21 protein-coding genes are annotated in these 26,775 nt (G+C 39.9%); 14 read left to right on the top strand and 7 right to left on the bottom strand.

Going from position 1 to position 26,775, the window contains the following annotated elements; genetic code table 11:
- The first annotated feature begins 444 nt into the window (after positions 1 to 444).
- Positions 445 to 1,545, top strand: a complete 1,101-nt coding sequence (locus HCR01_RS10000; protein WP_193196067.1) for a glycosyltransferase — start codon at positions 445 to 447, stop codon at positions 1,543 to 1,545.
- A 113-nt stretch (positions 1,546 to 1,658) separates the two neighbouring features.
- On the top strand, positions 1,659 to 3,887 hold the full coding sequence (locus tag HCR01_RS09995; RefSeq protein WP_193196066.1) for a GumC family protein: 2,229 nt from the start codon (positions 1,659 to 1,661) through the stop codon (positions 3,885 to 3,887).
- Positions 3,888 to 3,929: 42 nt separating this feature from the next.
- On the opposite strand, the gene HCR01_RS39910 is transcribed toward HCR01_RS09995, so the two are convergent.
- A complete protein-coding gene (locus HCR01_RS39910; protein ID WP_264299896.1) occupies positions 3,930 to 4,052 on the bottom strand; it encodes a hypothetical protein in 123 nt (40 codons plus the stop codon).
- 636 nt (positions 4,053 to 4,688) lie between these two features.
- Here HCR01_RS39910 and hepC point away from each other — a divergent pair.
- The 8 genes from hepC to HCR01_RS09955 all read left to right on the top strand — a co-directional run bounded on the left by hepC (position 4,689) and on the right by HCR01_RS09955 (position 15,140).
- Positions 4,689 to 5,447 (top strand): heterocyst development glycosyltransferase HepC, encoded by a 759-nt coding sequence (gene hepC, locus HCR01_RS09990; RefSeq protein WP_193196065.1) that lies wholly within the window; start codon positions 4,689 to 4,691, stop codon positions 5,445 to 5,447.
- A 207-nt stretch (positions 5,448 to 5,654) separates the two neighbouring features.
- Positions 5,655 to 7,502, top strand: coding sequence for a heterocyst formation ABC transporter subunit HepA (hepA, locus tag HCR01_RS09985; RefSeq protein WP_193196064.1), 1,848 nt, complete (start codon positions 5,655 to 5,657; stop codon positions 7,500 to 7,502).
- A 540-nt stretch (positions 7,503 to 8,042) separates the two neighbouring features.
- A complete protein-coding gene (locus HCR01_RS09980; protein WP_193196063.1) occupies positions 8,043 to 9,209 on the top strand; it encodes a glycosyltransferase family 4 protein in 1,167 nt (388 codons plus the stop codon).
- Positions 9,210 to 9,292: 83 nt separating this feature from the next.
- Positions 9,293 to 10,285 carry a glycosyltransferase family 2 protein gene (locus HCR01_RS09975; protein WP_193196062.1) on the top strand — a complete coding sequence of 331 codons (993 nt, stop codon included), beginning with the start codon at positions 9,293 to 9,295 and terminating at the stop codon, positions 10,283 to 10,285.
- A 39-nt stretch (positions 10,286 to 10,324) separates the two neighbouring features.
- Entirely contained in the window at positions 10,325 to 11,545 is a 1,221-nt protein-coding gene (locus HCR01_RS09970; RefSeq protein ID WP_193196061.1) for a glycosyltransferase family 4 protein, read from the top strand.
- Positions 11,463 to 12,395 carry a glycosyltransferase gene (locus HCR01_RS09965; protein WP_193196060.1) on the top strand — a complete coding sequence of 311 codons (933 nt, stop codon included), beginning with the start codon at positions 11,463 to 11,465 and terminating at the stop codon, positions 12,393 to 12,395. The genes HCR01_RS09970 and HCR01_RS09965 overlap by 83 nt, the downstream gene beginning before the upstream one ends.
- Before the next feature lie 102 nt (positions 12,396 to 12,497).
- Positions 12,498 to 13,934: an O-antigen ligase domain-containing protein gene (locus HCR01_RS09960; protein WP_193196059.1), complete on the top strand. Its 1,437-nt coding sequence runs from the start codon at positions 12,498 to 12,500 to the stop codon at positions 13,932 to 13,934.
- An 84-nt stretch (positions 13,935 to 14,018) separates the two neighbouring features.
- On the top strand, positions 14,019 to 15,140 hold the full coding sequence (locus HCR01_RS09955) for a glycosyltransferase (protein WP_193196058.1): 1,122 nt from the start codon (positions 14,019 to 14,021) through the stop codon (positions 15,138 to 15,140).
- Positions 15,141 to 15,324: 184 nt separating this feature from the next.
- Here the strand turns inward: HCR01_RS09955 and HCR01_RS09950 are convergent, their stop codons facing one another.
- Entirely contained in the window at positions 15,325 to 18,015 is a 2,691-nt protein-coding gene (locus HCR01_RS09950) for a non-ribosomal peptide synthetase (protein WP_226889236.1), read from the bottom strand.
- A 10-nt stretch (positions 18,016 to 18,025) separates the two neighbouring features.
- Entirely contained in the window at positions 18,026 to 18,700 is a 675-nt protein-coding gene (locus HCR01_RS09945) for a DUF6875 domain-containing protein (protein ID WP_193196057.1), read from the bottom strand.
- An 883-nt stretch (positions 18,701 to 19,583) separates the two neighbouring features.
- Between HCR01_RS09945 and HCR01_RS09940 the strand changes: the two genes are divergently transcribed.
- Complete coding sequence (locus HCR01_RS09940) at positions 19,584 to 20,300, top strand: hypothetical protein (protein ID WP_193196056.1); 717 nt, start codon at positions 19,584 to 19,586, stop codon at positions 20,298 to 20,300.
- Positions 20,301 to 20,385: 85 nt separating this feature from the next.
- On the opposite strand, the gene HCR01_RS09935 is transcribed toward HCR01_RS09940, so the two are convergent.
- Positions 20,386 to 21,288: a LysR substrate-binding domain-containing protein gene (locus HCR01_RS09935; protein WP_226889235.1), complete on the bottom strand. Its 903-nt coding sequence runs from the start codon at positions 21,286 to 21,288 to the stop codon at positions 20,386 to 20,388.
- 301 nt (positions 21,289 to 21,589) lie between these two features.
- Here HCR01_RS09935 and HCR01_RS09930 point away from each other — a divergent pair, with 301 nt between their 5' ends.
- The 3 genes from HCR01_RS09930 to rpsU all read left to right on the top strand — a co-directional run bounded on the left by HCR01_RS09930 (position 21,590) and on the right by rpsU (position 24,019).
- Positions 21,590 to 22,471: an aspartoacylase gene (locus HCR01_RS09930; RefSeq protein ID WP_193196055.1), complete on the top strand. Its 882-nt coding sequence runs from the start codon at positions 21,590 to 21,592 to the stop codon at positions 22,469 to 22,471.
- 932 nt (positions 22,472 to 23,403) lie between these two features.
- Positions 23,404 to 23,709, top strand: a complete 306-nt coding sequence (locus tag HCR01_RS09925) for an RNA recognition motif domain-containing protein (protein WP_193196054.1) — start codon at positions 23,404 to 23,406, stop codon at positions 23,707 to 23,709.
- 121 nt (positions 23,710 to 23,830) lie between these two features.
- Entirely contained in the window at positions 23,831 to 24,019 is a 189-nt protein-coding gene (rpsU, locus tag HCR01_RS09920; RefSeq protein ID WP_162397714.1) for a 30S ribosomal protein S21, read from the top strand.
- Between the two features lie 413 nt (positions 24,020 to 24,432).
- Here the strand turns inward: rpsU and HCR01_RS09915 are convergent, their stop codons facing one another.
- From HCR01_RS09915 to HCR01_RS09905, 3 genes are all read right to left on the bottom strand, one after another.
- Complete coding sequence (locus HCR01_RS09915) at positions 24,433 to 25,056, bottom strand: J domain-containing protein (protein ID WP_193196053.1); 624 nt, start codon at positions 25,054 to 25,056, stop codon at positions 24,433 to 24,435.
- A gap of 223 nt (positions 25,057 to 25,279) precedes the next feature.
- The gene (locus tag HCR01_RS09910) at positions 25,280 to 25,873 is read right to left on the bottom strand and encodes an ATP-dependent Clp protease proteolytic subunit (RefSeq protein WP_191758211.1); all 594 of its coding nucleotides are present in this window, start codon (positions 25,871 to 25,873) and stop codon (positions 25,280 to 25,282) included.
- A gap of 94 nt (positions 25,874 to 25,967) precedes the next feature.
- Complete coding sequence (locus tag HCR01_RS09905; RefSeq protein ID WP_193196052.1) at positions 25,968 to 26,630, bottom strand: ATP-dependent Clp protease proteolytic subunit; 663 nt, start codon at positions 26,628 to 26,630, stop codon at positions 25,968 to 25,970.
- Positions 26,631 to 26,775: the final 145 nt, after the last annotated feature.

The raw sequence follows: 26,775 nt of genomic DNA, 5'->3' as shown, positions 1-26,775 counted from the left end.
TAACCCTCATTTTTAAATTGATTGTGGGTATCTAAGAAATATTTGTTACTTCTCAAATATCCTCCTAAAGAATAGACCTCTTGCATCAATGCTTAAATTGTCATGTTGAGCGGAGCAAAACATCTCGGAGATTCCTTCCTGCGGAACCAAGGCTTAGCTTGCTTAAGCGTAGGGATACCCTCCGCTACGTTCTGGTCAGAATGACACTAATAATTTTCGGAATTTTGCAAGAAGTCTAATAAGTAAAAGTGCTGAATTAAACGAGAGCTAGTAGGAAGAGTTTTAACTCTTTCAAACCTTATCTAGAGCAATAAATTGCTCGTTACAAACAAAGTTTAATTACATCTACTTCTGAGAAAGTTATTCTAATCAATACTAAATTTGTTGATAGTAACTTATTGGATAACTTTCAAAAAAGCTTTATTATAACTTTAGGTAAGATTAATGAAAATTGCTCTAGTCCATGATTATTTAACCCAGCTCGGTGGGGCAGAGCGCGTGTTTGAATTGCTATGTAAGCGCTACCCCGAAGCCGATATTTTCACATCTTTGTATGATCGCCAAAAAACTATTGATGTAGGTGAGCGTGTAGTTAACACAACTTTTCTGCAAAAGATTCCAGGTGCAGCAAAGTATTTCAGGCTGATTGCTCCCCTATATTTCCCGGCTTTTCGAGCATTGAATCTGCAAGAGTACGATTTGATTATCAGTAGTAGTACCAGCTTCGCAAAAGCAGTACGCAAACGCCCAAATGCCCGCCACATTTGCTTTTGTCATAATGTCACCCGTTTTTTGTGGGACACAGAAACTTATTTACGGGAATACGGAGACTATCGATACTTTGCTCCTTTAATCGAATATATTTTCCAATTAATGAGAAACGTAGACCTGACTTATGCTCAGGAACCTGACTTGTACATAGCTAATTCGAGTGTTGTCGCCCGGCGCATTCAAAGTATTTATGGTAAACCCGCAATTGTAGTCAACTATCCAATTGATACTAGTAACTTTGTTTTTTCGGATATAAAAGATGAATATTATCTGGCCTCAGCTAGAATGATTAGCTATAAACGTCTTGATATAATCATCGAAGCTTTTAATTGGTTAGGGTGGCGGTTATTAATATCAGGTGACGGGCCAGAACAAGAACGGTTAAAGTCCAAAGCATTAGATAACATTGAATTCTTAGGACACGTAAGTGATGGAACACGCAAAAACTTATTTTCTAAAGCTAAATCTATTATCGTTGCAGCTTTAGAAGACTATGGCTTAGTTCCAGTAGAAGCTAATGCTAGTGGAACACCAGTCATCGCCTATGGCGCAGGTGGAGTATTAGATACTCAAATACCTGGAGAAACAGGGGTCTTCTTTAAAAGACAGACACCCGAATCTTTGCAAGCTGCTTTACTAGAAGCAGGAAAAATCACTTGGAATTACGATCATATCCGTAATCATGCAGTGACAAATTTTTCTGAAAAAGCATTCTTTAGTAAAGTCGAGAAAATTATTGGTCAAACGCGTGGCGTGCATCAGTCATTCATTTGATTTATTGGGTGTACCTCTACGGCAAAGCAAGCTACGCAAACAGAAGTCTGAGCCGTAGAAGCCTCCGCTCAGAACTTCGGCAGCGTCACAAAGAGAAGAGAAGGATAATAAAAGTGATTCAAAATAGTCTAAATCCACATATAACTACAGCCCCCGAAACTGAACCAGGCTACGGACAATTATTTGCAATACTTGTGCGGCGATTTCCCTGGTTTTTAGCAGTATTTATTAGTTCAATTGCTATTGCAGGTATAGTAACTTCTAGGACACATCCTACTTATAAAAGTTCGATGCAACTGCTAATAGAACCTAATTATCAAGGGAAGAAAGAAGGAATTGGGCCAGAAAATCAGTTTACCGACTCTAATGTTGTAATTGATACGGCGACCCAGCTTAACTTGATGCAGAGTTCTGGACTTATTCAAAAAGCGGTTGATAAGCTTCAGTCTGACTATCCGAATATAACAACAGCTGAAATTAAAAGTTCTTTGGTCTTAAATCAATTAAGAACTAAAGAAGATAATGTCGTTACTAAAATATTTCAAGTTGAATATATCGATATAGATCCAGAGAAGACACAAAAAGTTCTGAATGCAATTCGGCAAGTTTATTTAGAATACAACAAACAACAGCAGGATTCGCGTTTGCAGAAAGGTCTGCAAATTATCAGGGAACAGTTGAGTAAAGCTAGTGAAGAAGTAAACGCGTCTGAGGCAAACTTACAACGTTTTCGCAGAAACCAAAATTTAATCGATCCAGAGTCACAAGCTAAAGCAATTGAGACAGCTTTAAATACTATTGAGCAAGAGCGACAGACAACTCGTTCTCAGTATCAAGAGGCTTTTGCACGTCAAAAATCTTTGGAAGAACAACTTAACCGTTCTCCACAAAACGCTCTAGTTTCTTCTCGTCTTAGTCAGTCTACTCGTTATCAAGGCTTACTGAACGAAATCCAAAAAACAGAACTGGCTCTAGCACAAGAACGCTTACGTTTCACTGATGAGACTCCGAGTGTACAAAAATTCAAGGAACAACTTCAAAGCCAGAAAATATTATTGCAACAAGAAGTAGGAAGGACTTTAGGCAAACAGCCTACAGGTGCATTCTCTGCTGGACAATCTCTTCTTGAACAAGGACAGCTCGGTGAAATTGACCTCAGCCTTGCTGGTCAGCTAGTAGAAACGCAGACAACTATAGTTGCTTTAAGCGCTCGCGATCAAACTTTGACACAGAAACAGAACGAGCTGCGCTTGGAACTCAAACGCTTTCCTCCTCTGTTGGCTTATTACAATCGCATGTTACCGCAATTACAATTTAGCCGTGAAAGGTTGGAGCAACTTTTAAGAGCAGAGCAGCAATTGCGGCAAGAACTTTCCAAGGGTGGATTTAATTGGGAAGTTGTAGAAGATCCTCAAATAGGTGCAAAGTTGGGCCCTAACCTCCAGCAGAATCTTCTGTTGGGTGCAGTGGTTGGCTTAATGTTAGGAAGTGTTGCTGCCTTTATTCGAGAAGCAGCTGATGATGCTGTTCATACCACTGCTGAGTTGGAGAAGCAGGTTGCTTTGCCGTTGTTGGGTACGACTCCCAAGTTATCGCCTGCCAAAACTAGAGAATCAATGATCAAGTTGCCTTTTGGCAAGCCAGAAGTTCTCGCACCTTGGACAATTCAGGTGTTGCAATCCCCACCGCGTTGGGAATCACTGGATCTAATTTATAAAAATATTGAACTTTTAAATTCTGTAACCAGCTTAAAGTCTTTGATGATCACCTCGGCTTTGCCCGATGAGGGTAAGTCAGCTTTAGCATTGGGTTTGGCAATGAGTGCTGCTCGTTTGCACAAACGAGTACTGTTAATTGATGCCAATTTAAGAGATCCTAGTCTGCACAAACAGCTTAATCTTCCCAATGAACAGGGACTTTCAACTCTATTGGCGAGTGATGTCACTCTACCCAACCAGATTAGTATTCAGTACTCAGGCTCAGCCTACATCGATATTTTGACCGCCGGCCCAACACCTGCTGATTCAGCTAATCTCTTGAGTTCCCCTCGGATGATGCAATTGATGGCAACATTCGAGGATAACTATGATCTGGTACTCATAGATGCTTCTCCAGTTCTCGGCTTGGTAGATGCTATGCTCACCGCATCATCTTGTCGTAGTGTAGTACTGGTAGCAAGCATTGGTGGCGTGACGCGAACCCAGCTAGCCCAAGCTACAACTATGCTGAGCAGATTAAACCTAATTGGGGTTGTGGCAGATGGAGTATCAAACACTGCTCATACTTATGTACCTTATGCAAAACAACAACGATTAGCCCTCAAACAAGCTGTGGAAAAATAGTTAGATTATTTCCACATAACATATCGTGCTTTTAGAGGATTTTTAATTGGAGTGGATGCCTTTGGTGTCAAACTCTGGCATATTTTGTAGATTGTGCGATCGCACTAGTTGGGATGCGATCGCACATATAGCAGTTGGCAACTGAATAGAATACAAAAGCAACACAGTAGGGGCACAATATATTATGTTTCTACAATGACTTGTTTAAAAATTAATTAATTAAATTATTTGTAATAAATAAACTTTTTTAGTGTCACAATTTAGTTGTATTACTATCATAAAAATGTAAGTATATTTATAACAGCTTTATAATTATCTAAAGAAATTGCTATTTATTTAAAGAGTCAATAAAGAATTTATTTGAGCATTAGTTATTCCTACATAGTCTTATATTCTAGAGATTAAAGCCTCTTCCAAAAGAAAACTAGGAAGCAAGAGTAAACTGGTTTGGTTAGACCAATTGAAATAAGTAGATAAGCGCAATTAAATGTAGGTATAAAGCAATAAAGTAATCAGGTGAACTTCCTCTGTATCTCCCCACTATCATTAATTCTAGGAGGAAATACCTAATCTCCTGCCAAGCTTTTCAGTTACGTTTATTGTTATTTATCTGCTTAGTATCTCTTGAAACCAGCATCATTATGCAAGATGTGTACTTGCCTAGAGGACAAGCAAAAATAGCATATTTTGCACACAATTATCGACAGCTTTTCGGGGCGAAAAGGATTCAAACTGAGTCTTTGATCTTGATAGTCTTTGATAACACTTCAGCAATTCACTATTGTATAAATCCAAAGACATATGACAACTTCAATAATTCCAACTCTACAGAACTTTTATAATGTTACCAAGCAACACCAAGTTAATCCCTCCTCACGCTGCACGCTTCAGTGGCGGCGGGGTCAGCTGGTGGTAAAACCTTGTGGAGAAGTGAAACAACCATATCTACCTTCATTAGATAATGAGCAATTATTAGTAGATTGTTTAAAACATTCTCCAGTAAATTTGGTGAGTATAGATCCAAAACTCGGTGAGACTTTGCTGAGGTTTTGGGCAGATGCGTGTGAGCAAGCTCATAAGCCAATATTCTTACGCATCCGTCCTGGCAATCTGCCGAAAGGTAGCTATCCCTTGAACTGGTTGCAACGACTAATTGATTGGATGACTGCTTTAGTATTACTACTATTAGTGAGTCCAATTATGCTGATATTGGTTGTGTTGATGCAATTTGATTCGCCAGAGTCACTTTTTTCTCGTGAGTGGCATGTTGGAGAACGGGGTAAACTCTTTCAAGCAATCAAGTTTTGCACAACTGCAAAGCATAAAATAACACCGTTAGGACATTGGATGCGTAAATATGATCTGGATAATCTGCCCCAATTATTGAATGTATTGCGCGGTGAAATGAGTTTGATGGGATCTCGTTCTTGGACTTTAGAAGAAGCAGTGCAGCTGAGTTTACAAGGAAAACGCCAGCTAAATAAACTATCAGAAATTACTGGTTCATGGGAGATAGATACACAGCCCAACCTGTTGCATTTAGATAGCTCAACACTGTAATTTATTTGCTCCTAAAAGTTCGTAGTTGGCGCTTTAGGGCTAATTACAATCTGCTCAAGTTTTTCTTCCTCTTTTCAATTCTGCAAAAATAACTATTAAGACTTAGTGCGGTAATTGATTAGTTCATTTACCGCACTATATCTGCAAAAATATTTGCATAGCATCTACAAATGTCTATTTAATTTCTGAAACTATTGTTGAAAATCCATGCATTTCCAATCTCGACCACTCCAAACTTGGCTCAAAGCCACTAGCTTCTGGCAGAACAACTATTTGATTTTACGAGAATTTAAGCACTTTCGTAAGATTGCTATACTTGCCTTGATATTTTCATTTTTAGCGGCAACTTTTGAAGGTGTAAGCATTGGCTTTTTACTATCATTTTTGCAGAGTTTAACTAGTCCTGATGCCCAACCTGTCCAGACAGGAATAGACTGGTTTGATATTTGGGTTTTGGGAGCTAAGACATCGGCCGTTAATCGTTTGTACCGCGTCTCTATATTAATTTTATTGAGTACTTGGTTACGTGCAACCTTCAATTATTTTTCTCAAGTTTACACCGAATTATCTCAACTACATCTTGCTGATCGCTTACGTAAGCAAATTTTTGAGCAGTTACAAGCCTTATCGCTAAGTTATTTTGCTAAAACTCGTTCGGGTGATCTAATTAACACAATTACCACAGAAATAGAAAGGATAAGACAGAGTTTCAGTGGCGGAGCCTTTTTAGTGACTAGAGGACTGACAACTTTTGTCTACTTAATATCAATGTTTTTAATATCATGGCAACTGACACTGATTTCAGCATTATTGTTTACCCTTTTAGGCGTGGGGTTGTCTAATTTGAATGCCAGAGTTAGAGAGTCAAGTTTTGGCATGACAACTGCTAACGCTAATTTTACATCAGCAGCCGTAGAATTTATTAATGGTATTCGCACTGTTCACTCTTATAGTACTCAAGAATTTGAGCGTCAGCGTTACTACAAAGCTAGCGACAAGGTAGTAAGTACTACTACTAAAGTTGTGTTTACCTGGACACTTGTCAAACCAATTGCTGAAGGGGTAGCGACTACAGTATTAGTCGGGATGATTATTTTGGCGTTCACCAGCCTTGTTAGCAATGGAACGCTACAAGTTGCTTCCTTGCTAACCTTTTTCTTTGTGTTATTTCGCTTCGTCCCGTTCGTCCAAGATATTAATGGTACAAGAGCATTTCTCAGTACTTTACATGGCTCAGCAGATAATATTAAAAATCTGTTGAAAAGTGATAATCAATATTACTTTAAAAATGGCAAAATTAAGTTTAAGGGTTTAAAAAGATCAATAGATTTAGTGTCTGTAGATTTTGGCTACGATAATCAGAATTTAGTGCTACATAATATTACTCTTACTCTTGAAAAGGGAAAAATGACAGCGCTAGTGGGAGCATCTGGTGCTGGTAAAACAACACTTGCCGATTTAATTCCCCGATTTTACGATGCTACAGAGGGAAATATTTATATCGATGAAGTCGATGTGCGGAAGTTTGAAATTAACTCCTTACGTCATAAAATAGCTGTCGTCAGTCAGGATACTTTTATTTTCAACACTACTGTTTGGCAGAATATTACTTACGGTACTCCAGAAGCCACTAAAGATGAAATTCAGGAAGCTGCTAAACTAGCGAATGCACTAGAATTTATTTTAGAAATGCCCGAAGGTTTTAACACTCAATTAGGAGATAGGGGTGTCAGATTATCTGGAGGACAAAGACAGCGAATTGCTATTGCACGGGCTTTACTAAGGAACCCAGAAATTTTGATTTTGGATGAAGCAACTAGTGCATTAGATTCTGTATCTGAGCGTTTAATTCAAGATTCATTAGAAAAGCTATCTATTGGTAGAACAGTAATTGCGATCGCTCACCGTCTCTCTACCATCGCCAAAGCAGATAAGGTTGTGGTGCTAGAACAAGGACGGATCGTAGAACAGGGTAACTATCAAGAACTACTTGAGCTTCAAGGTAAGCTTTGGAAATATCACCAGATGCAGTATGAAGTGAGTCGAGTAGATTAGCTAACAAATCAGCAAATCGTCCCGATGGAACTTATAGCCGACGTATTTGATGTAAAACCTACTGGCGTGGCACAGCTAAAATAGTGCATTAGCTTTCCTCTTGTGGGATGGGCGTCTCGCACGTCCGGTGCTGGCTAGAAGACCACACTACAAGAAAATTTATTGCAACATTTTAGCCTTGCCACGCTACTACAAATATTTAATGACAAATTACCCAATTTTGGTAGCAGTACCTAAAATTAAAACTGGAATTATTTACAAGATAAGCCTGGAGTGTGGTTAGTTGAACCCACAGGTACAGAGGTAATGAGCAAAGTAATTGCTCAACTAGCAGCAGCAATTTCTGATTTTCACCTGATGTTTGATCGAACTGCTCTCCAACAGAAACTTAGTTATATCGAACTCCAGTTGTTGCCTATAAAATTCCTGGTTATAAGCAACAGGTGCGACAAACATTTAGAATTCAGTAATTGCTCAACTGAAATACTAGATACTAATTAATAATATCTATTTGAGTTTGAAAATAAGTGTAGGGTAATAATGGCGAACTTAGTAACATATACGGGACAAAACCAGAAAAAATTAACACAGGAAAATTTTGAAAAAGGATTAATTTACCAATGTTCTGGCTTTGATGTTGGTGGTAGTGGAGGAGCTGAAACTTATTTAACGTCTCTAATTAATTATCGCCTACCTGGTGTAAGCGATCGCGTTCTCAAATCTCTTCAGAATATTGACCAAAGCCAGCTTAGACTCGTCCACATTCACAGTCCAGATTTATTATTAGGACTTACAGGTAAATGTCCCGCAGTCTTCACTGTTCATAATCATTCAACCTACTGTCCTAGTGGCACAAAATATTTAGCAGGTCAGGGTGTAGTTTGTGAGCGAAATTTCTCATATTTGAGATGTACTTGGGGCAAAGTAGTAGATGGCTGTGGTAGCCGCAGACCTCAAAAAGTGATTAAGGAATTGCAGCACTCTCAGCAGGTGTTAAATATCTTAAATAATCTAAAAATTACAGTTATTGCTAATAGCAATTATGTCCGGGGACAGTTGATAAAAAACGGTGTGCCATCTGAGAAAATTATTACTCTGCGTTGTGGGACTTCAGTACCTCAAATTGGCACAAAACCCCTAAGTTTAGAAATTCATCAAAATCATAGAATTCTTTTTGCTGGGCGGATTGTACCTGACAAAGGCCTGGAATGGTTGCTAAAAACTTTAGTACATACAAATCCGCAAATTCATCTTGATATCGCAGGTGAAGGATGGGATAAGCTTCGATTAGAAAGATTAGCTAGTTCACTAGGATTGAATAACCGGATCACTTGGCACGGTTGGTGTGAGGGTGATAAATTAAATACACTTTATCAACGGTGTTTTGCAGTCATATTTCCTAGTGTTTGGCCTGAACCTGCTGGACTTGTTACTCTTGAAGCTTATGCTCGTTATCGACCTGTAATTGCTAGTGCAGTTGGAGGTATTCCAGAACACTTAAAAGATGGAGAAACAGGTATTCTTGTTCCAGCTAATGATATTAAAAAGCTGGCTGAGGCTATCAATGAATTGGACACAGATTATCAAAAAAGTCGCCAGATTGGCGAACAAGGTCATGCTTTTTTGATGAAAGAACTTACAATGGATGTTCATGTAAAACATCTACAAGAGATTTATGAAAAAATCATATATGATTTTTCTATTTGAAGTAACTAAGCTACTAAAATAAATCAAGCCAAATTGGCTGTTTTGGGGGATAACTTTTACCGGACAAAATACAGAGTACAAACATGTTATCGAATCAAGAATGTCAACAACCTTTAGTCAGTGTTATTATTCCAACCTATAATCGACCAGAATATCTTAAGCTAGCGATCGCTAGTGCTGTTAAACAGACTTATCAAAATATTGAAATTATTGTTTCTGATAATTGTAGCCCAGAAAATCCCCAAAATATTGTTGAATCTTTTGGGGATTCACGCATCAAATTGTGGAGGCAACCACAAAATGTCGGTATGTTCGCTAATCAGCAGCATGGCTTCAAAATGGCCCAAGGTAAATACGTTGCTAGCCTGCATGATGATGATATGTGGAATGAAGACTTTTTAGCAAAGCTTGTGCCAATTCTAGAAAAAAATTCTGAATTAGTTCTGGCTTTTTGTGATCAATACATCATAGATGCATATAGCAACATTGATTATGTTGGAACTGAAGAAAATACACGCGCTTATAAACGAGACAAACTCGTACAAGGCATTCATCAATCTTTCTTTAAGATTGGGCTAATAAATAAAAGCATAGCCACCGCTGCTGCTTGCGTGATTCGCAATGATGTTATTGATTGGGATAGTATTCCTTCAGAAGTTGGCGGAATGTGGGATTTATATTTAACTTATCTCTGCTGTATATCTGGGCGTGCTGCTTACTATTATCCAGAAAGACTCACGCAATATCGTGTCCATGAACAAACTGACACCATGCTTAGTGGTGGTCGAGATGTGCAAGCCAAAATTCGCAAAGCTAAAAGCGAAATGTTTTGCTACAAAGTTTTTATGGAAGACACGCGTTTACAAGAATTTAAAACGTACTTTCAACAACAATGGTTAGCTGCTAATACTACTTTGGGAATTGGTTTACTGCGAATTAATCAGACAACAGCCGCACGCCCTTATTTTTGGCAAGTGTTGAATAAACAAAGATTTAATTTGCGAACTCTAGCAGCGCTCACTCTCAGCTTTACTCCGCAACTCTTGGTAAGTAAACTACTAGAAATATCGAAATAATTGAGTTGATTAAACTTCAGATATTGGTAGAGGTGGGACGTGAAACTATGTATCGTTACTCATAAAGTTAAACGAGGTGATGGTCAAGGTCGAGTAAATTATGAAGTTGCCAAAGAAGCAATTCATCGCGGTCATCACCTGACATTATTAGCAAGTGAAATTGCGCCAGAACTAGAAAATGATAGCCAAGTTAATTGGATAAAAATTCCAGTTAATGGTTATCCTACTGAATTAATTCGTAATTTCATCTTTGCTAAAAAAAGCGCAGATTTGTTAAAAAAATCTCGTGGCATTGATTTAGTCAAAGTTAATGGGGCGATTAGTATGGCTGCCGCTGATGTGAATGCCGTACATTTTGTCCATAGTTCATGGTTGCGATCGCCTGTTCATATTTCCCGCAATCGCCGAGATTTATATGGTCTTTACCAGTGGCTTTTTACCGCTTTAAATGCCCGTTGGGAAAAGCAAGCTTTTCAAACTGCGAAAGTCGTCGTAGCTGTATCCGAAAAAGTAGCGCAGGAATTAGTTGATATTGGCGTTCCCCGTTCTCGAATTCGGGTAATAGTCAATGGAGTTGATTTACAAGAATTTGCTCCTGGTACGGCATCTCACCAAAAATTAGGACTCCCAGAAAATGTCACCCTAGCATTATTTGCCGGAGACATCCGCACACCCAGGAAGAACTTAGATACTGTGTTGCACGCCTTAGTAAAAGTTCCCGATTTACATTTAGTAGTGGTGGGTAACACCGAAGGTAGCCCCTTTCCCCAACTAGCAGCATCCCTAGGATTAACTGAGCGCGTGCATTTTGTCGGATATCGACGTGATATCGCCGAAATTATGCGAGCAGTAGATTTATTCGTTTTTCCTTCCCGTTATGAAGCTTGCACACTTGTATTGTTAGAAGCACTCGCCTCTGGATTGCCTGTAATTACTGCCACTGCAACAGGGGGTGCAGAATTAGTGACACCAGAATGTGGAGTCGTCTTGCCCAACTCAGACGATGCCGATGCTTTAGCAGCAGCACTGTTGTCGTTAGTGAGCGATGGCTCCGCCAACGCCAAGGGCGAACGCATCTTAATGCAGCAGATGGGTCAAGCAGCTCGCTCTGTAGCAGAACAACATAGCTGGACTACTATGGCGCAAACTTATGTGGATCTATTCGAGGAGTTAAGCAATGCAGAACACCGTTCTCATCCCGACCTATCGCCGTCCTCTAGATCTCTGCCGTTGCCTTTCGGCGCTACAGGAGCAAACTAAACCAGCCTCTCAGGTGATAGTAGTTGTGCGTGACACGGATGCAGAAACACGGCAATTTCTCGATCAATACAAAGCGCACAACCTGCCACTACATATTGTGAAGGTAACGCAACCGGGAGTAGTAGCAGCCCTCAACGCTGGGCTAGCAGCAGTAGAGGGCGATATTGTTTCAATTACTGATGATGATGCCGCACCTCACCCAGATTGGTTAGAGCGCATCACCGCTCACTTTATCTGTGATAGTCGCATCGGTGGCGTGGGTGGGCGTGACTGGATACACCACGGTAGCAAGCTAGAAGACGATTCCCGCCCAGTAGTCGGGCAGTTGCAGTGGTTTGGGCGAGTGATTGGCAACCATCACCTGGGAATTGGAGAACCCCGCAAAGTCGATATTCTCAAGGGCGTGAACATGAGTTTTCGTACTCAGGCGTACGGACAATTGCGCTTTGATGAGCGGATGCGAGGTACAGGGGCACAAGTACACTTTGAAATGGCATTCACTCTGACTCTCAAACGGGCTGGTTGGCAGATAATTTACGACCCCCAGGTAGCTGTAGATCACTATCCAGCTCAACGTTTTGATGAAGATCAGCGAAACAACTTTAATGAAATTGCCTTTATTAATTTAGTTCATAACGAAACTCTAGTTTTATTAGAACATCTGCCGTCTATCCGCCGTGCCGTCTTTTTGCTCTGGGCCGTATTAGTTGGCACACGCGATAGTTTGGGCTTAGTACAATGGCTAAGACTTTTACCCAGTCAAGGTCAGCTAGCAGGTAAAAAGTTGCTAGCATCCTGGCGTGGGCGTTGGCAAGCATATCGGCAATTCAAAATGAGCAATGGTTTGTAGTAAGCACTGAAGTGCTTAAGAGTGAAATTTCACTTGTAGTCAGCATAATCCTCAAGGCGCTTTCAACTTTTCAATCAACTACCTGCATGGTGGAGATGTATAGTGATTTCCAAGCAGATACTTTTCAATAGTTTTTTAAAAGAAAACTTTTCTCCTAAAGAGCGATCGCCACAAGGTTGGATTGTCATCCTGGGCTTTCTATTCGTAACTGTAGCTTGCTATTTTGCTGGCGCTGCTGCCTTATTGCGCCTAATTTATCCAGTAACAGCTTTACTTGTAGCCGTATTTTTATACTTGCGGCATCCCATTCTCTACATCGGCTTTACGTGGTGGATATGGTTTCTCACGCCCTTAGCTACTCGCCTAGTTGACTATCGAGTTGGCTGGGATCCTACCCGTCAGATGCTCATCGCCCCCTATTTAGTGGTGTTTGTAACTATAGGGAGCTTCTTACGCAACCTTCCTGGTGCTTATCGTCAGGGTGGCTTACCTTTTATTTTGGGTTTTGTCGGCGTGTTCTATGGCTTTTTGGTAGGACTAATTTACAACTCACCGATTCCTGTAGCGCGTGGTCTTCTGGATTGGCTAAGTCCAATTATCTTCGCTTTTCACTTATTCACAAACTGGCGAGATTATCCCAGTTATCGCCAGAATATTCAGCGCACATTTCTTTGGTGCGTGTTAATTACAGGAGCTTATGGCATATATCAATTTGTGGTAGCTCCTGAGTGGGATCGGTATTGGCTGATCGAGTCAAAACTGTTTACCAGTTCGGGAAATCCAGTACCTTTTGGGATGCGCGTATGGAGCACATTGCACTCAGTCGGGCCGTTTGGCTCCGTCATGCAAGCTGGATTGCTGTTGTTATTTACCAGTTCGGGAAAATTAATTTTTCCTGCCTCAGCTGTTGGCTACTTGTCGTTCTTGCTAGCACAAGCGCGTACTAACTGGGGCGGTTGGTTATTAGGAGTAATTATGATTATGGGTTCAGTTAAAGCTCGTATTCAAATGCGCCTAATTACAATAATTCTAGTGATGGCAATGTGTGTTATCCCCTTAGCAACTATTGAACCACTTTCTACAGTTATTGGTAGTCGGTTGGAAACTTTTTATAATCTTCAAGAAGATGGCAGTTTTAAAGATAGATCGGGGAGTTATGACAGAAACCTTAGCCTAGCCCTTTCCAATGCTCTAGGTAGTGGTTTAGGAAATATTTGGAAGGTGAACGAAAAAACCGGTCAAATAGAAGTTGTTGTGATTGACAGTGGCATTTTAGATATGTTTTTCACCCTAGGTTGGTTCGGAGCCATACCTTACATGGGTGGATTAATCTTGATGCTTTTCAGTGTTAGTCAATATAGTGAAGCCCGTTTTGATAGTTTTGTCAGTGCTGCCCGTGCTATTGGTATTAGTGCTTCCACACAGCTACTTATTGGTAGTGGCATGTTGAGTGTAGCAGGCATGATTCTTTGGGGCTTTTTAGCCATGACTATGGCAGCACATAAGTATTATCAACATCAAAATTCACGACTTTTTTAAGAAGTTGGGAATCTGAATTTTGCAATTATTTTGTGGTTCGTTAAAAAACCAAATCTTACAACTTAAATAGGATTGATATAGATTATGAAAGTTATAGTTGTGATGCCACTAGCCGAGCAAAAAGGCGGCGGTGAAATGATGCTTTGGGACTTGATGCATCAAGGACGTAATGCTGGCGTCGAGTGGTTGGTGATATTTTTGGAAGACGGCCCGATGGTAGAACAAGTAAAGTCCCTCGGCATTGATACGCGAATTGTCAAAAGCGGTCGTCTACGCCAAGTTCACCGTTTTATTACCGCTGTTTTTCAGATAGCTGCGATCGCCCGCCGCGAACGTGCAGATATGATTGTTAATTGGATGTGGATCACTCATATATCTGGGGGTTTAGCGGCGATGCTAGCGGGGTTGCCTGCTGTGTGGTATCAACTAGAAGTACCTAGTGATAAAACTTGGTTAGTACGACTTGCTACTTTAATACCCGCTCGTGCGATCGTCACCCTCTCTAAAGATGGCAAGCAAGCACAAGCGCAGATTTGGCCCCACAGACCAACACCTTTAGTCTATCCTGGTGTCGCCCTAGACAGATTCGAGCCTGCTGCTTTACCTTCTGCTGAAGAAGCACGCCGCAAGTTAGACTTACCATTGCATGGGCCGTTGATTGGAATTGTTGGGCGATTGCAACGATGGAAGGGAATGCACGTATTGGTACAAGCAATGCCCCAAGTTTTGCAAAAATATCCCGATGCCCATTGTGTAGTGGTTGGCGGTAAGCACGATTTGGAACCAGATTATGAGGAATTTTTAAAAGCAGAAATAGCAGCTTTAGGGTTGAAAGAGCGAGTGATCATGGCTGGGCTACAGCGTAACATCCCAGAATGGGTACAGGCGATGGATGTATTTGTACATGCATCAGATAAAGAGCCGTTTGGAATTGTGATTATTGAAGCGATGGCATTGGGTAAACCGATTATAGCTGGTAATGCTGGGGGGCCGACTGAGATTATTACTGACGGCGTTAATGGACTATTAACACCTTACGGCGATGCGGATAAATTAGCGATCGCCATTCTCCGCTATCTTGATGAGCAAGAATTTGCCCAAGATGTCGGACTAGCAGCGCGACAACGTGCCTGCGATTTCTCCACGCAGCGTTATGCTCAAAACTTTATTAATACAATCCGTTCTGCGATACCAAGTGTTTCGTAGATGGTGTTGCATAAACAAGAGATAAAATTGATGTTTTGGGATTTAAAACTCCTCATTCTCTCTGCGCCTCCGCGCCTCTGCGTGAGACAAATACTCATGTAACAGGTTTAATATAGAGCATACGAGGAGTAGCTGTAATCATAACGTTACACTATTCCTATGCTTTAACTAATAGTATTAATAGCTACTTTATACCTTTGTCTATGGAGAGCCTCAACTTTTCAGCCAACAACTGGACGTTAGGCTCTTTCAAAATACCATGATGATCACCAGGAATTTCATGGATCTCCAATCCTCCAGCCGCCAACTTAGTCCAACCCAGTCCCGGCTCAACTTCAACAACCTCAACGTTAGTAATATCCCTATCAATAGCCTTGAACAGAGTCACACGGTCGAGGTAAATTTGCGGTACGTAGTTGATTGAATATTTTTTTACTCCTTGGTTGTATGCCTCTCGCCTAATTAGATGTTCGAGATTTTTAATCCTAAAAAACTCATTTTTTAAAGCAATTTTTCCATAAGAAATGCTCATTTTCCGCTTGAGCATTTCTAAGAAATAAGTAGGGCCAATTTGTAAAAACTGATTCAAGTGATGCGAAAGCCTCTTGTACATTGGCATTGGTAATACTTTTTGTGCGCCTGGTAGACAGGAATCAAATAAAGCTAATAAAGCTACCTGCTCACCTTGTAAGATCAATTGCTGAGCAACTTCAAATGCTATAACACCTCCAAAAGATAGACCTCCCAGAAGATAAGGGCCTTCAGGCTGGAGAGTTTTTATCTCTTCAATATAGTGAGCTGCTAATTCTTCTATCCGATTTAAATAAACTGGTCTTCCTTGCCCATCCTCTGCTATCAACCCATAAACAGGTTGGTCTAAACCTAAATAAGAAATTAGAGGTTGATATAAGCTAACACCTTGACATAAAAATAAAGGTGGTTTGGAACCATTGGGTTGAATTGGTACTAAATAGGATAAGGATTTTGGCAATCCTGATTGGCACAGAATTCTGGCTAGTTGCTCAATAGTCGGATTTTGGAAAAACGTAGCTAGGGGTAAATTTTTCTTAAAGGCTTTCTCAACTTGTGCAACCAGGCGCAAAGCTAGCAGAGAGTTCCCTCCTAAATCAAAAAAGTTATCTCTGACGCCAATCGGCTCAATACCTAAAACTTTTTCCCAAATGCTTGCTAGTTGGAGTTCCACCTCATCGCGAGGAGCGACAATTGCTTCTATTTCTTGTCTGGTTTGAGGGGGTTCTGGTAAAGAACGGCGGTCTACTTTGCCGTTAGGATTCATTGGCAAGGCTTCCAACATCACAAATGCTGAAGGAACCATATAGTCGGGCAATCTCTGTTTGAGAAAATGCCGTAGTCTATCAATAGTAGCTGCTTGCTCAGAGTCGAGAACAACATAAGCTACTAGGCGCTTATCTCCAGGGACATCCTCTCGTGCTGTCACCACAGACTGCTGCACGGCGGGGTGTTGAGATAGTACTGCCTCAATTTCGCCTAGTTCGACGCGGAAGCCTCGGATTTTGATCTGGGAGTCAAGGCGACCAATATATTCAATGTTGCCATCTTCCAGATAACGCGCTAAGTCACCAGTCTTATACAGTCGCGCTCCTAGCTCTTTACTGAAAGGGTTGAGAATAAATTTTTCTTTGGTCAAGTCAGCACGTTTGAGGTAGCCGCGAGCAAGTCCAGCACCGCCGATATACAATTCCCCAGATTCACCAACAGGTACAGGCTGTAAATCCTCATCTAGGATATAAATCTGTGTATTGGTAATGGGGCAACCAATAGGAGCAATAATATAATTGTTGCCGCGCTGACATCTCCAGAAAGTTGCATCAATGGAGGCTTCTGTCGGGCCATAGCAATTATATAGAACATTATCTAAGTTCAATTTGGTAAAGAAACGCTCTATAAGTTCGACAGGTAAAGCTTCACCACCACAGGTAATGTGTTTGAGTGATTGACAATTCTCAATTCCCTGCTCATCCAGTAATACACGGAGTATTGAAGGTACTAAACCAATGACGGTGATTTGCTGTTCGGTTATCAGCTTAACGAGGTAGGCGGTGTCTTGATGTCCACCAGGGCGAGCCATAATCAATTGCGCTCCGAAGCACAATGGCCAGAATATCTGCCATACCGAAGGGTCGAAGCTAAAAGAAATGGTCTGTAAAACTTTGTCTGCTGAAGTTAATTTAAAGGTTGTTTGCCGCCATTCGAGTTGGTTGTAGATCCCACGGTGAGGAATCATGACACCTTTGGGCTGTCCTGTAGAGCCGGAAGTGTAGATTGTGTAGATCAGGTTATCAGGTGTAGCATTACAGAACAGATTCTCTTGGCTATTCTGGGTGATAATTTCCCAATCTGAATCTAGACAAACGACTTGTATTCCATGAGTAGCTAGGCTTTTTACCAATTGCTGTGTGGTCAGCATTACTGGTATTTGAGTGTCTTCTAAAATAAAGGCTAAGCGGTCTGAAGGATATGCCGGGTCTAAAGGTACATACGCTCCTCCAGCCTTAAGAATTCCCAACAGTCCGATGATCATTTCTAAAGAGCGCTCTAGACAAATACCAACCAGTACCTCTGGTTCAACGCCCAAGGTACGTAGGTGATGTGCTAGCTGATTTGCTCGCTGGTTTAACTGACGATAAGTAAGTTGGGTGTTTTCAAATACTACGGCGATTGTATCAGGCGATCGCTCTACCTGAATCTCAAACATTTGATGAATGCACAAATTCTGGTAATCAAGTATTTGAGTGTAATTCAATTCCTGTATGACTTGACTGCCGATGAAGTGAGTCAAGGTATCTAACTGAATATTTTCTTTATGTTCTGAATCTCTAATTGTGATACTCATTTTATATATGTCAATATTTCACTAAACTTTCTTCCTTCAGTTGTTCTTTAGCTAATGCTAATGCTTGATAAGCAGCGTTTAACTTTGTTTTATCTATTAGCTGATGAGCAAAATGCTTTAAATAAGCTTCGAGATACCTAATACGTAAGTATGGACTATCTGGACTTAAAAGAAAAGGCAGATCAGATTCAACCATAAAACGGATAGCCAGTAAGGGAATCGGGCTACGAAGCGGACGGAAATTTGAGTTGTGCAGTCCAGAACTCTCATTCCGCTTATGAAATTCCCCAATCATCAGTCCTGACTCGACAAACGAGGGTTTAAGTTTTTGCTGAATCCCATCAATTAGATTAGAGGTTTCCTGAATTTGAACATCAGGGAAAATCAGTAAAAATGCCTTATTTAAAGCTAATTCTTTCTCTTTTGGAGCTATCTCTAGAAAAATATCCCGGTAACGTCTAACAATCTCTTCTAATTGTTGTGAATCTAAATTTTTTGCACGAATAACCGCCATTTGAATACTGTTTGATTTGAGAGCGTGAGGCACAAAAGGGCAAACTGGCCCAGGCCTACCTAAATCAGGATGATGCCTTCCTAAAAAATTTTTAACCCACTCCATGATTTCAATTAAGTGGGGAATATCCTGTTGGATTTGTTCGATTTCAATAGGTGTATAGAGTTGCATTATTTTGAGATAAATATAGTAATTGTGTGATTTTTGATCAAGATTAATCTCATAAACATAGTTAATATGAAACTAATCATCACTAAGTTAATAAAAAACCTTACATTTTTTCAGTTAATTACTTAATATTCATATCAAAAAAAGTATGAACTTTATGTATAAATGCTTATTGACATGATGAAGTTTTAATAGAGATTTAAGTAAAACTTAGGTATTGACAGGAAGTATTAAATATGAGATGGAGATTCTTAGGCATTAACGTTTGATTTGTCCAATATTAAGCAAGCGATGCTTTACTCAAAGCTGCTTAGCGTCTGTGCAGGCCATATAAAGATAATCGTCAAAAATTTTAAATGACCAAAAGCCGTTAATATATTTAATACATAAGATGTTCTCTTTGTAAAGAGATATATAGTAATTTTATGAGTTTCGAGTTGTTGGTATTGTAATTCTGTTCTATGCATTTATAAAAAATATTTAGAGTGAAATAAAATATTTTTCCTTTAGCTTTCTTACTAAAACATATATTTTTTTGATATTACTAAATTTTATATATTAAATTGTTATCTTGGATAAAGCCCTACATCCGCCTGACTGACAACTAGCTACTTAGTGAGGAATATTGATTACTATTTAATTAGTTTGACTGATTAATTAAATCAAATTTGTATAGCTATAGTCTTGTTTCCAAAGACATATAATTTGTATAGTTATTAATATGAGTTAGTATTTAATGTTATCTAGGAAAACTTGAATATTTATTTAGTTTCAGGAGGTAGTTGCATTCAAATGGCTGTGCTTGTTCACTTCTAAAGCATTTTGACCTTTATTAATTCTATAGTAAAAAAGTACGTATATTTTTTGAATACCTTAATAAGAAAGTATGTTTACACGTCTCAAGGCTAAGTTCACGCGCATTGATGAGATAGTTCATGGTATATATAAGCTCTCTGTATCAAATGATAAAAAATTTGTTTTTAGTCAATTCCTCATCCTTGATGAACATTCTATGCTCATTCATACGGGTCGAGCAGAGTGGTTTGATCAAGTATATGAACTTGTCTCATCTGTGTGCGACGCTTCAAAGCTTCGATATATTGCCTTCAGTCACCTTGAGGCTGACGAATGCGGCTCCCTTAATCAGTGGCTTGAAGTAGCTCCGCAAGCAGAAATAATTGTGAGTCGTCTTAATAAATCGAACATAGATGATTTTGCATTGAGACCCTCAACAGTTCTTAAGAACAACAAAGCTCTTTGCTTGGGCAAAAGAGAGATTATACTTATTGAGACTCCCCATTTTCCTCATGGATGGGAGAGTTGTATATTTTATCAACCGCAAGAAAAAATTCTTTTTTGTTCCGATCTTGCAGCTCACCCTGGTCAATTTGAGGAGCCTGTTACCGAAAAAGATCTTACAGAATCCATTATCAAGTTTCAGCAAAAAGTTGGGTTCATGTCTGAAGGCAGAAGCTTCACTCGCGGAATTGAGGCAGTAGAAAAGCTACCGATTAAATATCTTGCAACAATGCATGGTTCTATTATTCGCGGGGAGTATATATCAAATTTGCTTTCGGAGATGAAGCAAACTTTTGGTGCTTAAGTTTATAGCTAATGAGATTAATTTAAAGGTATGAAATATTGCTGTAAATTGTCATGTTGAGCGGAGCGAAACATCTTAGCAGAAGTTAGTTAAATTTTTGTCGCGCTACACTTTTTGTCACTTCTAAAAACTCATGCAAAATTACAGATGAATCATCGCGCCGCCACACCACAGCTAATTGTAGAGTTAAATTTTGTCCTTGAATTGGTCTGTAGACAACTCCAGTTCGCTGTAGGTTTTGGGCATTTGCAGGAAGCAATGTTACACCCACTCCACCTGCAACCAAGCCGAGTACAGTCACCATCCATGTTGCTTCTTGTACAACTTTCGGCGAAAAGCCCACCTGCTGACAAAGGTTAATAATCTGACTGTATGATGGTACTAAGTCGGGTGGAGGTAAAACAAAAGGTTCTTCTGCCAGTGCCTTGAGTGGAATTTCGGTTTGGGCTGCTAGAGGGTGCGTTTCTGGCAAAGCAATAATCAAAGGCTCTTGTAAAATCGGTAGAAAATTTAAAGCGCTGTCGTAGCAATTGGGATTAGGCAAACTTTCAAAAGCAATATCAATTTGGCGATCGCGTAGTTGGTTTACCTGCTGAGAAGAACTTACTTCACGCAATACCAGTATCACCTCTGGAAACAAAGGGCGAAAAACTTGCAAAATATCTGGCAAAATGCTGTTAGCAAAAGAACTATTAGTTCCCACCACTAAGCGTCCAATTTCACCCCGGCTAACTTTTTGCGCGGAGGTAATTGCTTGCTCCAACTGAAGGAACACTAAACGTGCTTCTGTTAAAAAGACTTGTCCCGCAGTAGTTAACTGTAGCGGACGTTTTTTCCGTTCAAATAGTTGTAGTCCTAATTTAGCTTCTAACGCTTGGATTTGTTGGCTCAAAGGTGGTTGAGCAATATGCAAGCGTTCAGCCGCACGGCTAAAGTTTAATTCTTCAGCCACAGCGATAAAGTATCGTAGATGTCGAAGTTCTATCATAATGACTACTATATTTTTAAAATATACTTTAGTCATCAAAAAAATATTGGACATATAGTAGCATTTTGTTTATTGTAATTGTTACAAGAAGTGATAGACAGTGAAAAGTGCCTCACTTCATATCGCCTATTTCATCAAACGAGTGACCTTTACTAAATTAAAGTTTTTCACTTACAACATACTAAAGGGTGGGTGATAGAACTCTTTAGCACTAACACACACGTCTGTGCAGTTATGCATTCCCAAAAAACTGGCAGAAGTATTGCACTTTTTTTATAAGATTTTTACACACGAGGTTTTTATGACTCACATCAACCGAGCCGCGATCATTGGAGGAAGCCACGGTAATGAGTTAACAGGAGTGTATTTAGTCAAAAAATTTCAGCAGTATCCAAATTTAATCAATAGATCAACTTTTGAAACATTGGTATTACTCGGCAATCCTAAAGCCATCGAAAAAGGTAGACGATACATTGACAAAGATTTAAATCGTTGCTTCACTCATCAAGGTTTGCAAAATTCATTACTATCAAGTTACGAAGATATACGAGCAAAAGAAATTCAACAGTTGCTACACCCACAAAATCAGCCTTTCGTAGATGTAATTATTGATTTGCACAGCACAACTGCCAATATGGGGTTAAGTCTTCTCCTGAGTAATATGCATCCTTTATTACTACAGTTAGCAGCTTATCTGAGTTCAATAAACCCTTTAGTAAAAGTATATTTTCATCAGCAACTTAGAGGAAGTGGCTTTCTCCGTTCTATGTGCGAATTGGGTTTTGTTATAGAAGTTGGTGCTGTGCCTCAAGGTGTTTTAGATGCTGAATTATTTCGACAAACTGAGCAACTTGTTTATGCAGTTTTGGACTATTTTGAAGCATACAATCAAGGAAAAATCTTGCAGAAAAACAGCACGTTTACACTTTATCAGTATACTGGTGTCATTGATTATCCTAGGAATGAACACGGAGAAATTGAAGCCATGATTCATCCTCAGCTTCAATTTAGAGATTATGAACCGTTGAATCCAGGTGATCCAGTATTTCTGACTTTTGAAGGGAAAGATATTTTTTATGATGGAGCATCCACTATTTATCCCATATTCATTAATGAAGCAGCTTATTATGAGAAAGGAATTGCCATGCATCTAACTCAAAAACAGTTGATTCATGATTATTAAATACTTAGACGTGAAAATCATAAAAATAGATACAATCAAGTTGATGAAACTTAACCAAATGTTACTCAAATAATTACAAGTATTAATTGATATATGAGATCTAAAACTAATCTCCTCTGTGTTATTGCTTTACAGCAAAACTAACAAGTGATCGCAGGATTAAAAAATATAAGTTAGAGCAATATAGTTCGGTTGCGCTATAAACAGCTACTCCATAATAAAAAAAAACTGCATTTTGATAATAAGCTTTACCAAAATGCAGTCAATAATTGCTTGAATCACCAAATCGATGAGGATACTACAGATATATCATTCATTGAGAATCCTTCCAAGCTTAATGCAACGCTACTTTTAAAATTTTCTTTTCGCTTTTTTCCGGATATTGCTTAAACAAAGCTGTATAGCACTATAGTATCGAATTGTTTATACCTGAAATGGGGCATCAAAACCATGAAGCCCCTATGTAAAACTCCTCTTTTTCAACACTGCTCTGAATCTGCCCCAGAGCAGTTTTATATTTTAGGGGTGTATGGGCGCTAATACATAAGCGTTATAGACCGACGAGTCATGTTATGGCCTAATTGCCCATAAAAAAAATTATCCCACCCCGTCTTTTTACTAAAGAGAGGGATTGGGAGTGGGATTGCAAATATTACGGGTAATTAGCTAGACAGAATTTCACAATATACCTGGACTTGTATTCTTGCTGGATAAAAAAATACTAAAGTTAATTTGAAGCTTGGCAGTAGTTTTCGTCTAATGCTTAATATGTTACGGTGAGTGAAAACTGGATGCTATGCTAAGGTAGTAGATGAGAAAAAAATTCGGTTGTAGCTTTTGTTTTTAGTATTAATAGGCTTCTACCTTTTGGTATTTACAGGCTTTTCCCCGAAATCTAAATCTCTACAAACCTCTGATTTTGGAAACAATCTATGTCAATTTACGTAGGCAATTTGTCTTACGAGGTTACACAGGATACTCTCACTGCTGTGTTTGCAGAATATGGTTCTGTAAAGCGGGTTCAGCTACCTACTGATCGTGAAACAGGTCAGCTACGGGGCTTTGGTTTTGTGGAAATGGGTACAGATGCCGAAGAAACTGCTGCCATTGATGCTCTTGATGGTGCTGAGTGGATGGGACGCAACCTCAAAGTTAACAAGGCTAAGCCACGTGAAGACAGAGGTTCCTCTGGGGGTAAACGGGGGAACAACGGTGGAGGATACTCTCAACGTTACTAAAGTTTGAAATAAAAAATTTAACTTTAACGTCTTCAGGGCAGGCTTGTTGTCTGCCCTTTTTACGCTCCAGTCTACTGGATAAGTTAACATTGCCAAATACCTAATTTAAGTAGGAGACAAAATGACCCAAATAGTTGTGGGCGAAAATGAAGGAATCGAGTCAGCCTTGCGTCGATTTAAGCGGCAAGTCTCCAAAGCTGGGATTTTTTCAGATATGAAAAAGCATCGTCATTTTGAAACACCAGAGCAAAAACGTAAACGCAAAGAAGTTGCTAAGCACAGACAGCGTAAGAGAAGTTTCCGTAATTGAAGATAAGGGAACTAAGAATTCCCTATGCTTTAGCCCTTGTCATTACCAACATCTTTTAAATCTTCCGCTTCGTTGCTAGAGAGCCTTGGAATTTATTTCCAGGTTAATAGCTAAAATCCACGCTTAATGGACTAAATATAAGATTTTAAGCAATGTCGATGGCTAAACTCTGTCAAAGGGAAAATTTCAGTCCACATTTCGTGGATTTGATCTATTAGCCCAGAACTTAAGTTCTGGGCATAATATTCAGTCAAAATAATTCATAATCGATAATTAATAATTCATCGAAAAATGAGAATATGAATATTGAGTATTAAAACAACTAATACAATCTTTCATAGATCCTCAAAATAGATTTAGCAAAAAAGCTTTTCTGAACCTGCCCTATTCTTAAGAAAATTTATATACTTTAATTATAAAATCTGCTCTAAGCGCTGAAAATCACGCTGTACCTCATGCCAGAGGGTTTTGTTATGGGGATCTGTCTTTAGGGCTTTTTTGAGATAAATTCTGGCTTTGAGTAGTTGGTTTTCAGCAATTAGCGCCCGTCCCCAAATTTGATAGGCAACTGCCAGCCATTGGCGTACTTCCGCATCTTCTGATAATCTTTCTGCTAAAGCTTCTGCTAGGGCGATCGCTTGTGGAAACCGTCTTTCTTGCAAAAACCGCTGTAGTTGCTCATAAGTCTTCCACTTTAGCCGCTGTTCTATTTCCAAAAGATTAGGCGGCTTTGATGTTGGCTGCTGTTGGGGTGTCACCGTTGTTACTGGTGCTTTTTCCCGACGCGTTGCTTTGACATCATCAGACTCAAAAGTTGATGACTTATTTAACTCTTTAGTTATTTCCTCTGGCAGTACTACTGTCAGCAAGAGCTTGTAAGCCTCGGTTAAGGCAATAAACTTATCTTTCGCCTTTTTGTCATCTGGATTAATATCGGGGTGATATTGCTGCGCCAGTCGTCGATACGACGCTTTGATGTCAGCAAATGAGGCCCCCGACCTTAAACCCAATAAACGGTAGCAATCTCCAAGATCCATCTTGAGCTATCAGCTATCAAATACCCAGCTATTAGCTTAAAGCCAGGACTGTTAATTATAAAGACTAATTTTCTAATTTAAAGTTCAGTTTTGACAGTTTGTCTAGGGAAGGGGAGGCAAAAGTTAAGAGTCAAGAGTAGGAGTCAGTAGTAAGTAATATTATTATTTTGCTTCCTTTACCTCCCCTGCTTCCCCTGCCTCCCCTACTCCCCCTGCCCCAATTCTACGGACGTTCTTCAATCACACGGTCAATTAAACCGTATTCCTTAGCCTCTTCGGCAGACATGAAAAAGTCACGGTCCATATCTTTCTCAATCTTTTCTATGGTCTGACCTGTTTTATCAGCATAAATCCCATTGAGCTGGTGACGAATCCGCAGAATCTCTCTGGCTTCAATTTCGATATCAGTTGCTTGCCCACGAGTACCGCCAGAAGGCTGGTGAATCATGATCCGCGAGTGAGGTAATGCCATCCGTTTGCCTTTGGTGCCAGCTGCTAGTAGAAAAGACCCCATTGAAGCAGCTAAACCTACGCAAATAGTTACTACATCTGATTTGATATGTTGCATGGTGTCAAAAATAGCCATGCCAGAAGTAACCATCCCACCGGGGGAATTGATGTATAAATAAATATCCTTACCTGGATCATCTGAATCCAGATACAACATCACAGCGATAATTTGATTGGCAATTTCATCATCAATATCTCGCCCCAAGAAAATAATCCGTTCCCGGTAAAGGCGATCATAGATGCTGATCCAATCTGTGTATTGCCCTCCGGGCATCCGGTAAGGAACTTTAGGAACGCCTATAGGCATTTTCGTGACTCCGTTTGTAATTAATTATTTAGTCAATAGTCCAAAGTTCACAGTCCAAAGTTTTTTGACTATTGACTATTGACTCTTTGACTCTTTAAAGAACACTGGCGGGTAGTGGGGGATTGGCGAGTTCTTCTTTTTCAAAAACTCGGTCAATTAGTCCGTATTGCTTGGCTTCATAGGGTGTTAAATATAACAACCTATCCATGTCTTTGGTAATTTTTTCTGGAGGCTGTCCGGTGGTGCGATTCAGGATATCAATCATCGCTCCTTTATTTACCAGAACTTCCCTCGCCCGAATTTGAATATCCGTTGCTTGACCTTGGGCGTAGCTCTTGGGCTGGTGCAGGATAATAGAGGCGTGGGGCAGACTGGCGCGGCAACCTTTTGTGCCAGCACTGAGAAGCATCGCTGCCATACCCATCGCGGAACCGATGCAGATGGTGTGGATAGGAGGCTTGATATATTTCATTGTGTCAAAAATGGCGAAGGCTTCAGTCTCAAAGCCAATGGGTTCGCCACTGTAACCGGAGGTGCCGGTAGAGTTTATGTAGATTTTAATCGGCTTTTCGGGATCGTCGGACTGCAAATACAGCAGTTCAGCGACGATTAATTCCGTGACAGCAGGCACCAGGGGCATTCCCAGATAGACAATTCGCTCCTTCAGTAAGAGGGAAGGTAAATCTGGCGGCGGTGTCCGGTAGAAATTATCGCCGTAATATGGGGCTTGAACAGCCTTGATGGGGGAAATGTCCATAGCAACTGATCGCCTGAAACTATGCCGTTAACTGTAATACATCCTAGCGCGATGCTCGCTCTCTTCAAGGTGTGGATTTCTCCCTAATGCTTCAGAAGACTTAGCATCTACCAATGCTTGGCTTCTAAGATATTCTGAATATATT

It is taken from the genome of Nostoc sp. MG11 (assembly GCF_014904695.1).
Lineage (GTDB): Bacteria > Cyanobacteriota > Cyanobacteriia > Cyanobacteriales > Nostocaceae > Komarekiella.
Note: the sequence above shows the minus strand (reverse complement) of the source record. Positions and strands in the feature narration are given on the sequence as shown.

Bases quoted from the DNA above. Each gene is read 5' to 3' on its own strand.
- HCR01_RS10000 (WP_193196067.1), top strand. From the start codon at position 445: ATGAAAATTGCTCTAGTCCATGATTATTTAACCCAGCTCGGTGGGGCA.
- hepC (WP_193196065.1), top strand. From the start codon at position 4,689: ATGACAACTTCAATAATTCCAACTCTACAGAACTTTTATAATGTTACC.
- hepA (WP_193196064.1), top strand. From the start codon at position 5,655: ATGCATTTCCAATCTCGACCACTCCAAACTTGGCTCAAAGCCACTAGC.
- HCR01_RS09980 (WP_193196063.1), top strand. From the start codon at position 8,043: ATGGCGAACTTAGTAACATATACGGGACAAAACCAGAAAAAATTAACA.
- HCR01_RS09975 (WP_193196062.1), top strand. From the start codon at position 9,293: ATGTTATCGAATCAAGAATGTCAACAACCTTTAGTCAGTGTTATTATT.
- HCR01_RS09965 (WP_193196060.1), top strand. From the start codon at position 11,463: ATGCAGAACACCGTTCTCATCCCGACCTATCGCCGTCCTCTAGATCTC.
- HCR01_RS09955 (WP_193196058.1), top strand. From the start codon at position 14,019: ATGAAAGTTATAGTTGTGATGCCACTAGCCGAGCAAAAAGGCGGCGGT.
- HCR01_RS09950 (WP_226889236.1), bottom strand. From the start codon at position 18,015: ATGAGTATCACAATTAGAGATTCAGAACATAAAGAAAATATTCAGTTA.
- HCR01_RS09945 (WP_193196057.1), bottom strand. From the start codon at position 18,700: ATGCAACTCTATACACCTATTGAAATCGAACAAATCCAACAGGATATT.
- HCR01_RS09940 (WP_193196056.1), top strand. From the start codon at position 19,584: ATGTTTACACGTCTCAAGGCTAAGTTCACGCGCATTGATGAGATAGTT.
- HCR01_RS09935 (WP_226889235.1), bottom strand. From the start codon at position 21,288: ATGATAGAACTTCGACATCTACGATACTTTATCGCTGTGGCTGAAGAA.
- HCR01_RS09930 (WP_193196055.1), top strand. From the start codon at position 21,590: ATGACTCACATCAACCGAGCCGCGATCATTGGAGGAAGCCACGGTAAT.
- HCR01_RS09925 (WP_193196054.1), top strand. From the start codon at position 23,404: ATGTCAATTTACGTAGGCAATTTGTCTTACGAGGTTACACAGGATACT.
- rpsU (WP_162397714.1), top strand. From the start codon at position 23,831: ATGACCCAAATAGTTGTGGGCGAAAATGAAGGAATCGAGTCAGCCTTG.
- HCR01_RS09915 (WP_193196053.1), bottom strand. From the start codon at position 25,056: ATGGATCTTGGAGATTGCTACCGTTTATTGGGTTTAAGGTCGGGGGCC.
- HCR01_RS09910 (WP_191758211.1), bottom strand. From the start codon at position 25,873: ATGCCTATAGGCGTTCCTAAAGTTCCTTACCGGATGCCCGGAGGGCAA.
- HCR01_RS09905 (WP_193196052.1), bottom strand. From the start codon at position 26,630: ATGGACATTTCCCCCATCAAGGCTGTTCAAGCCCCATATTACGGCGAT.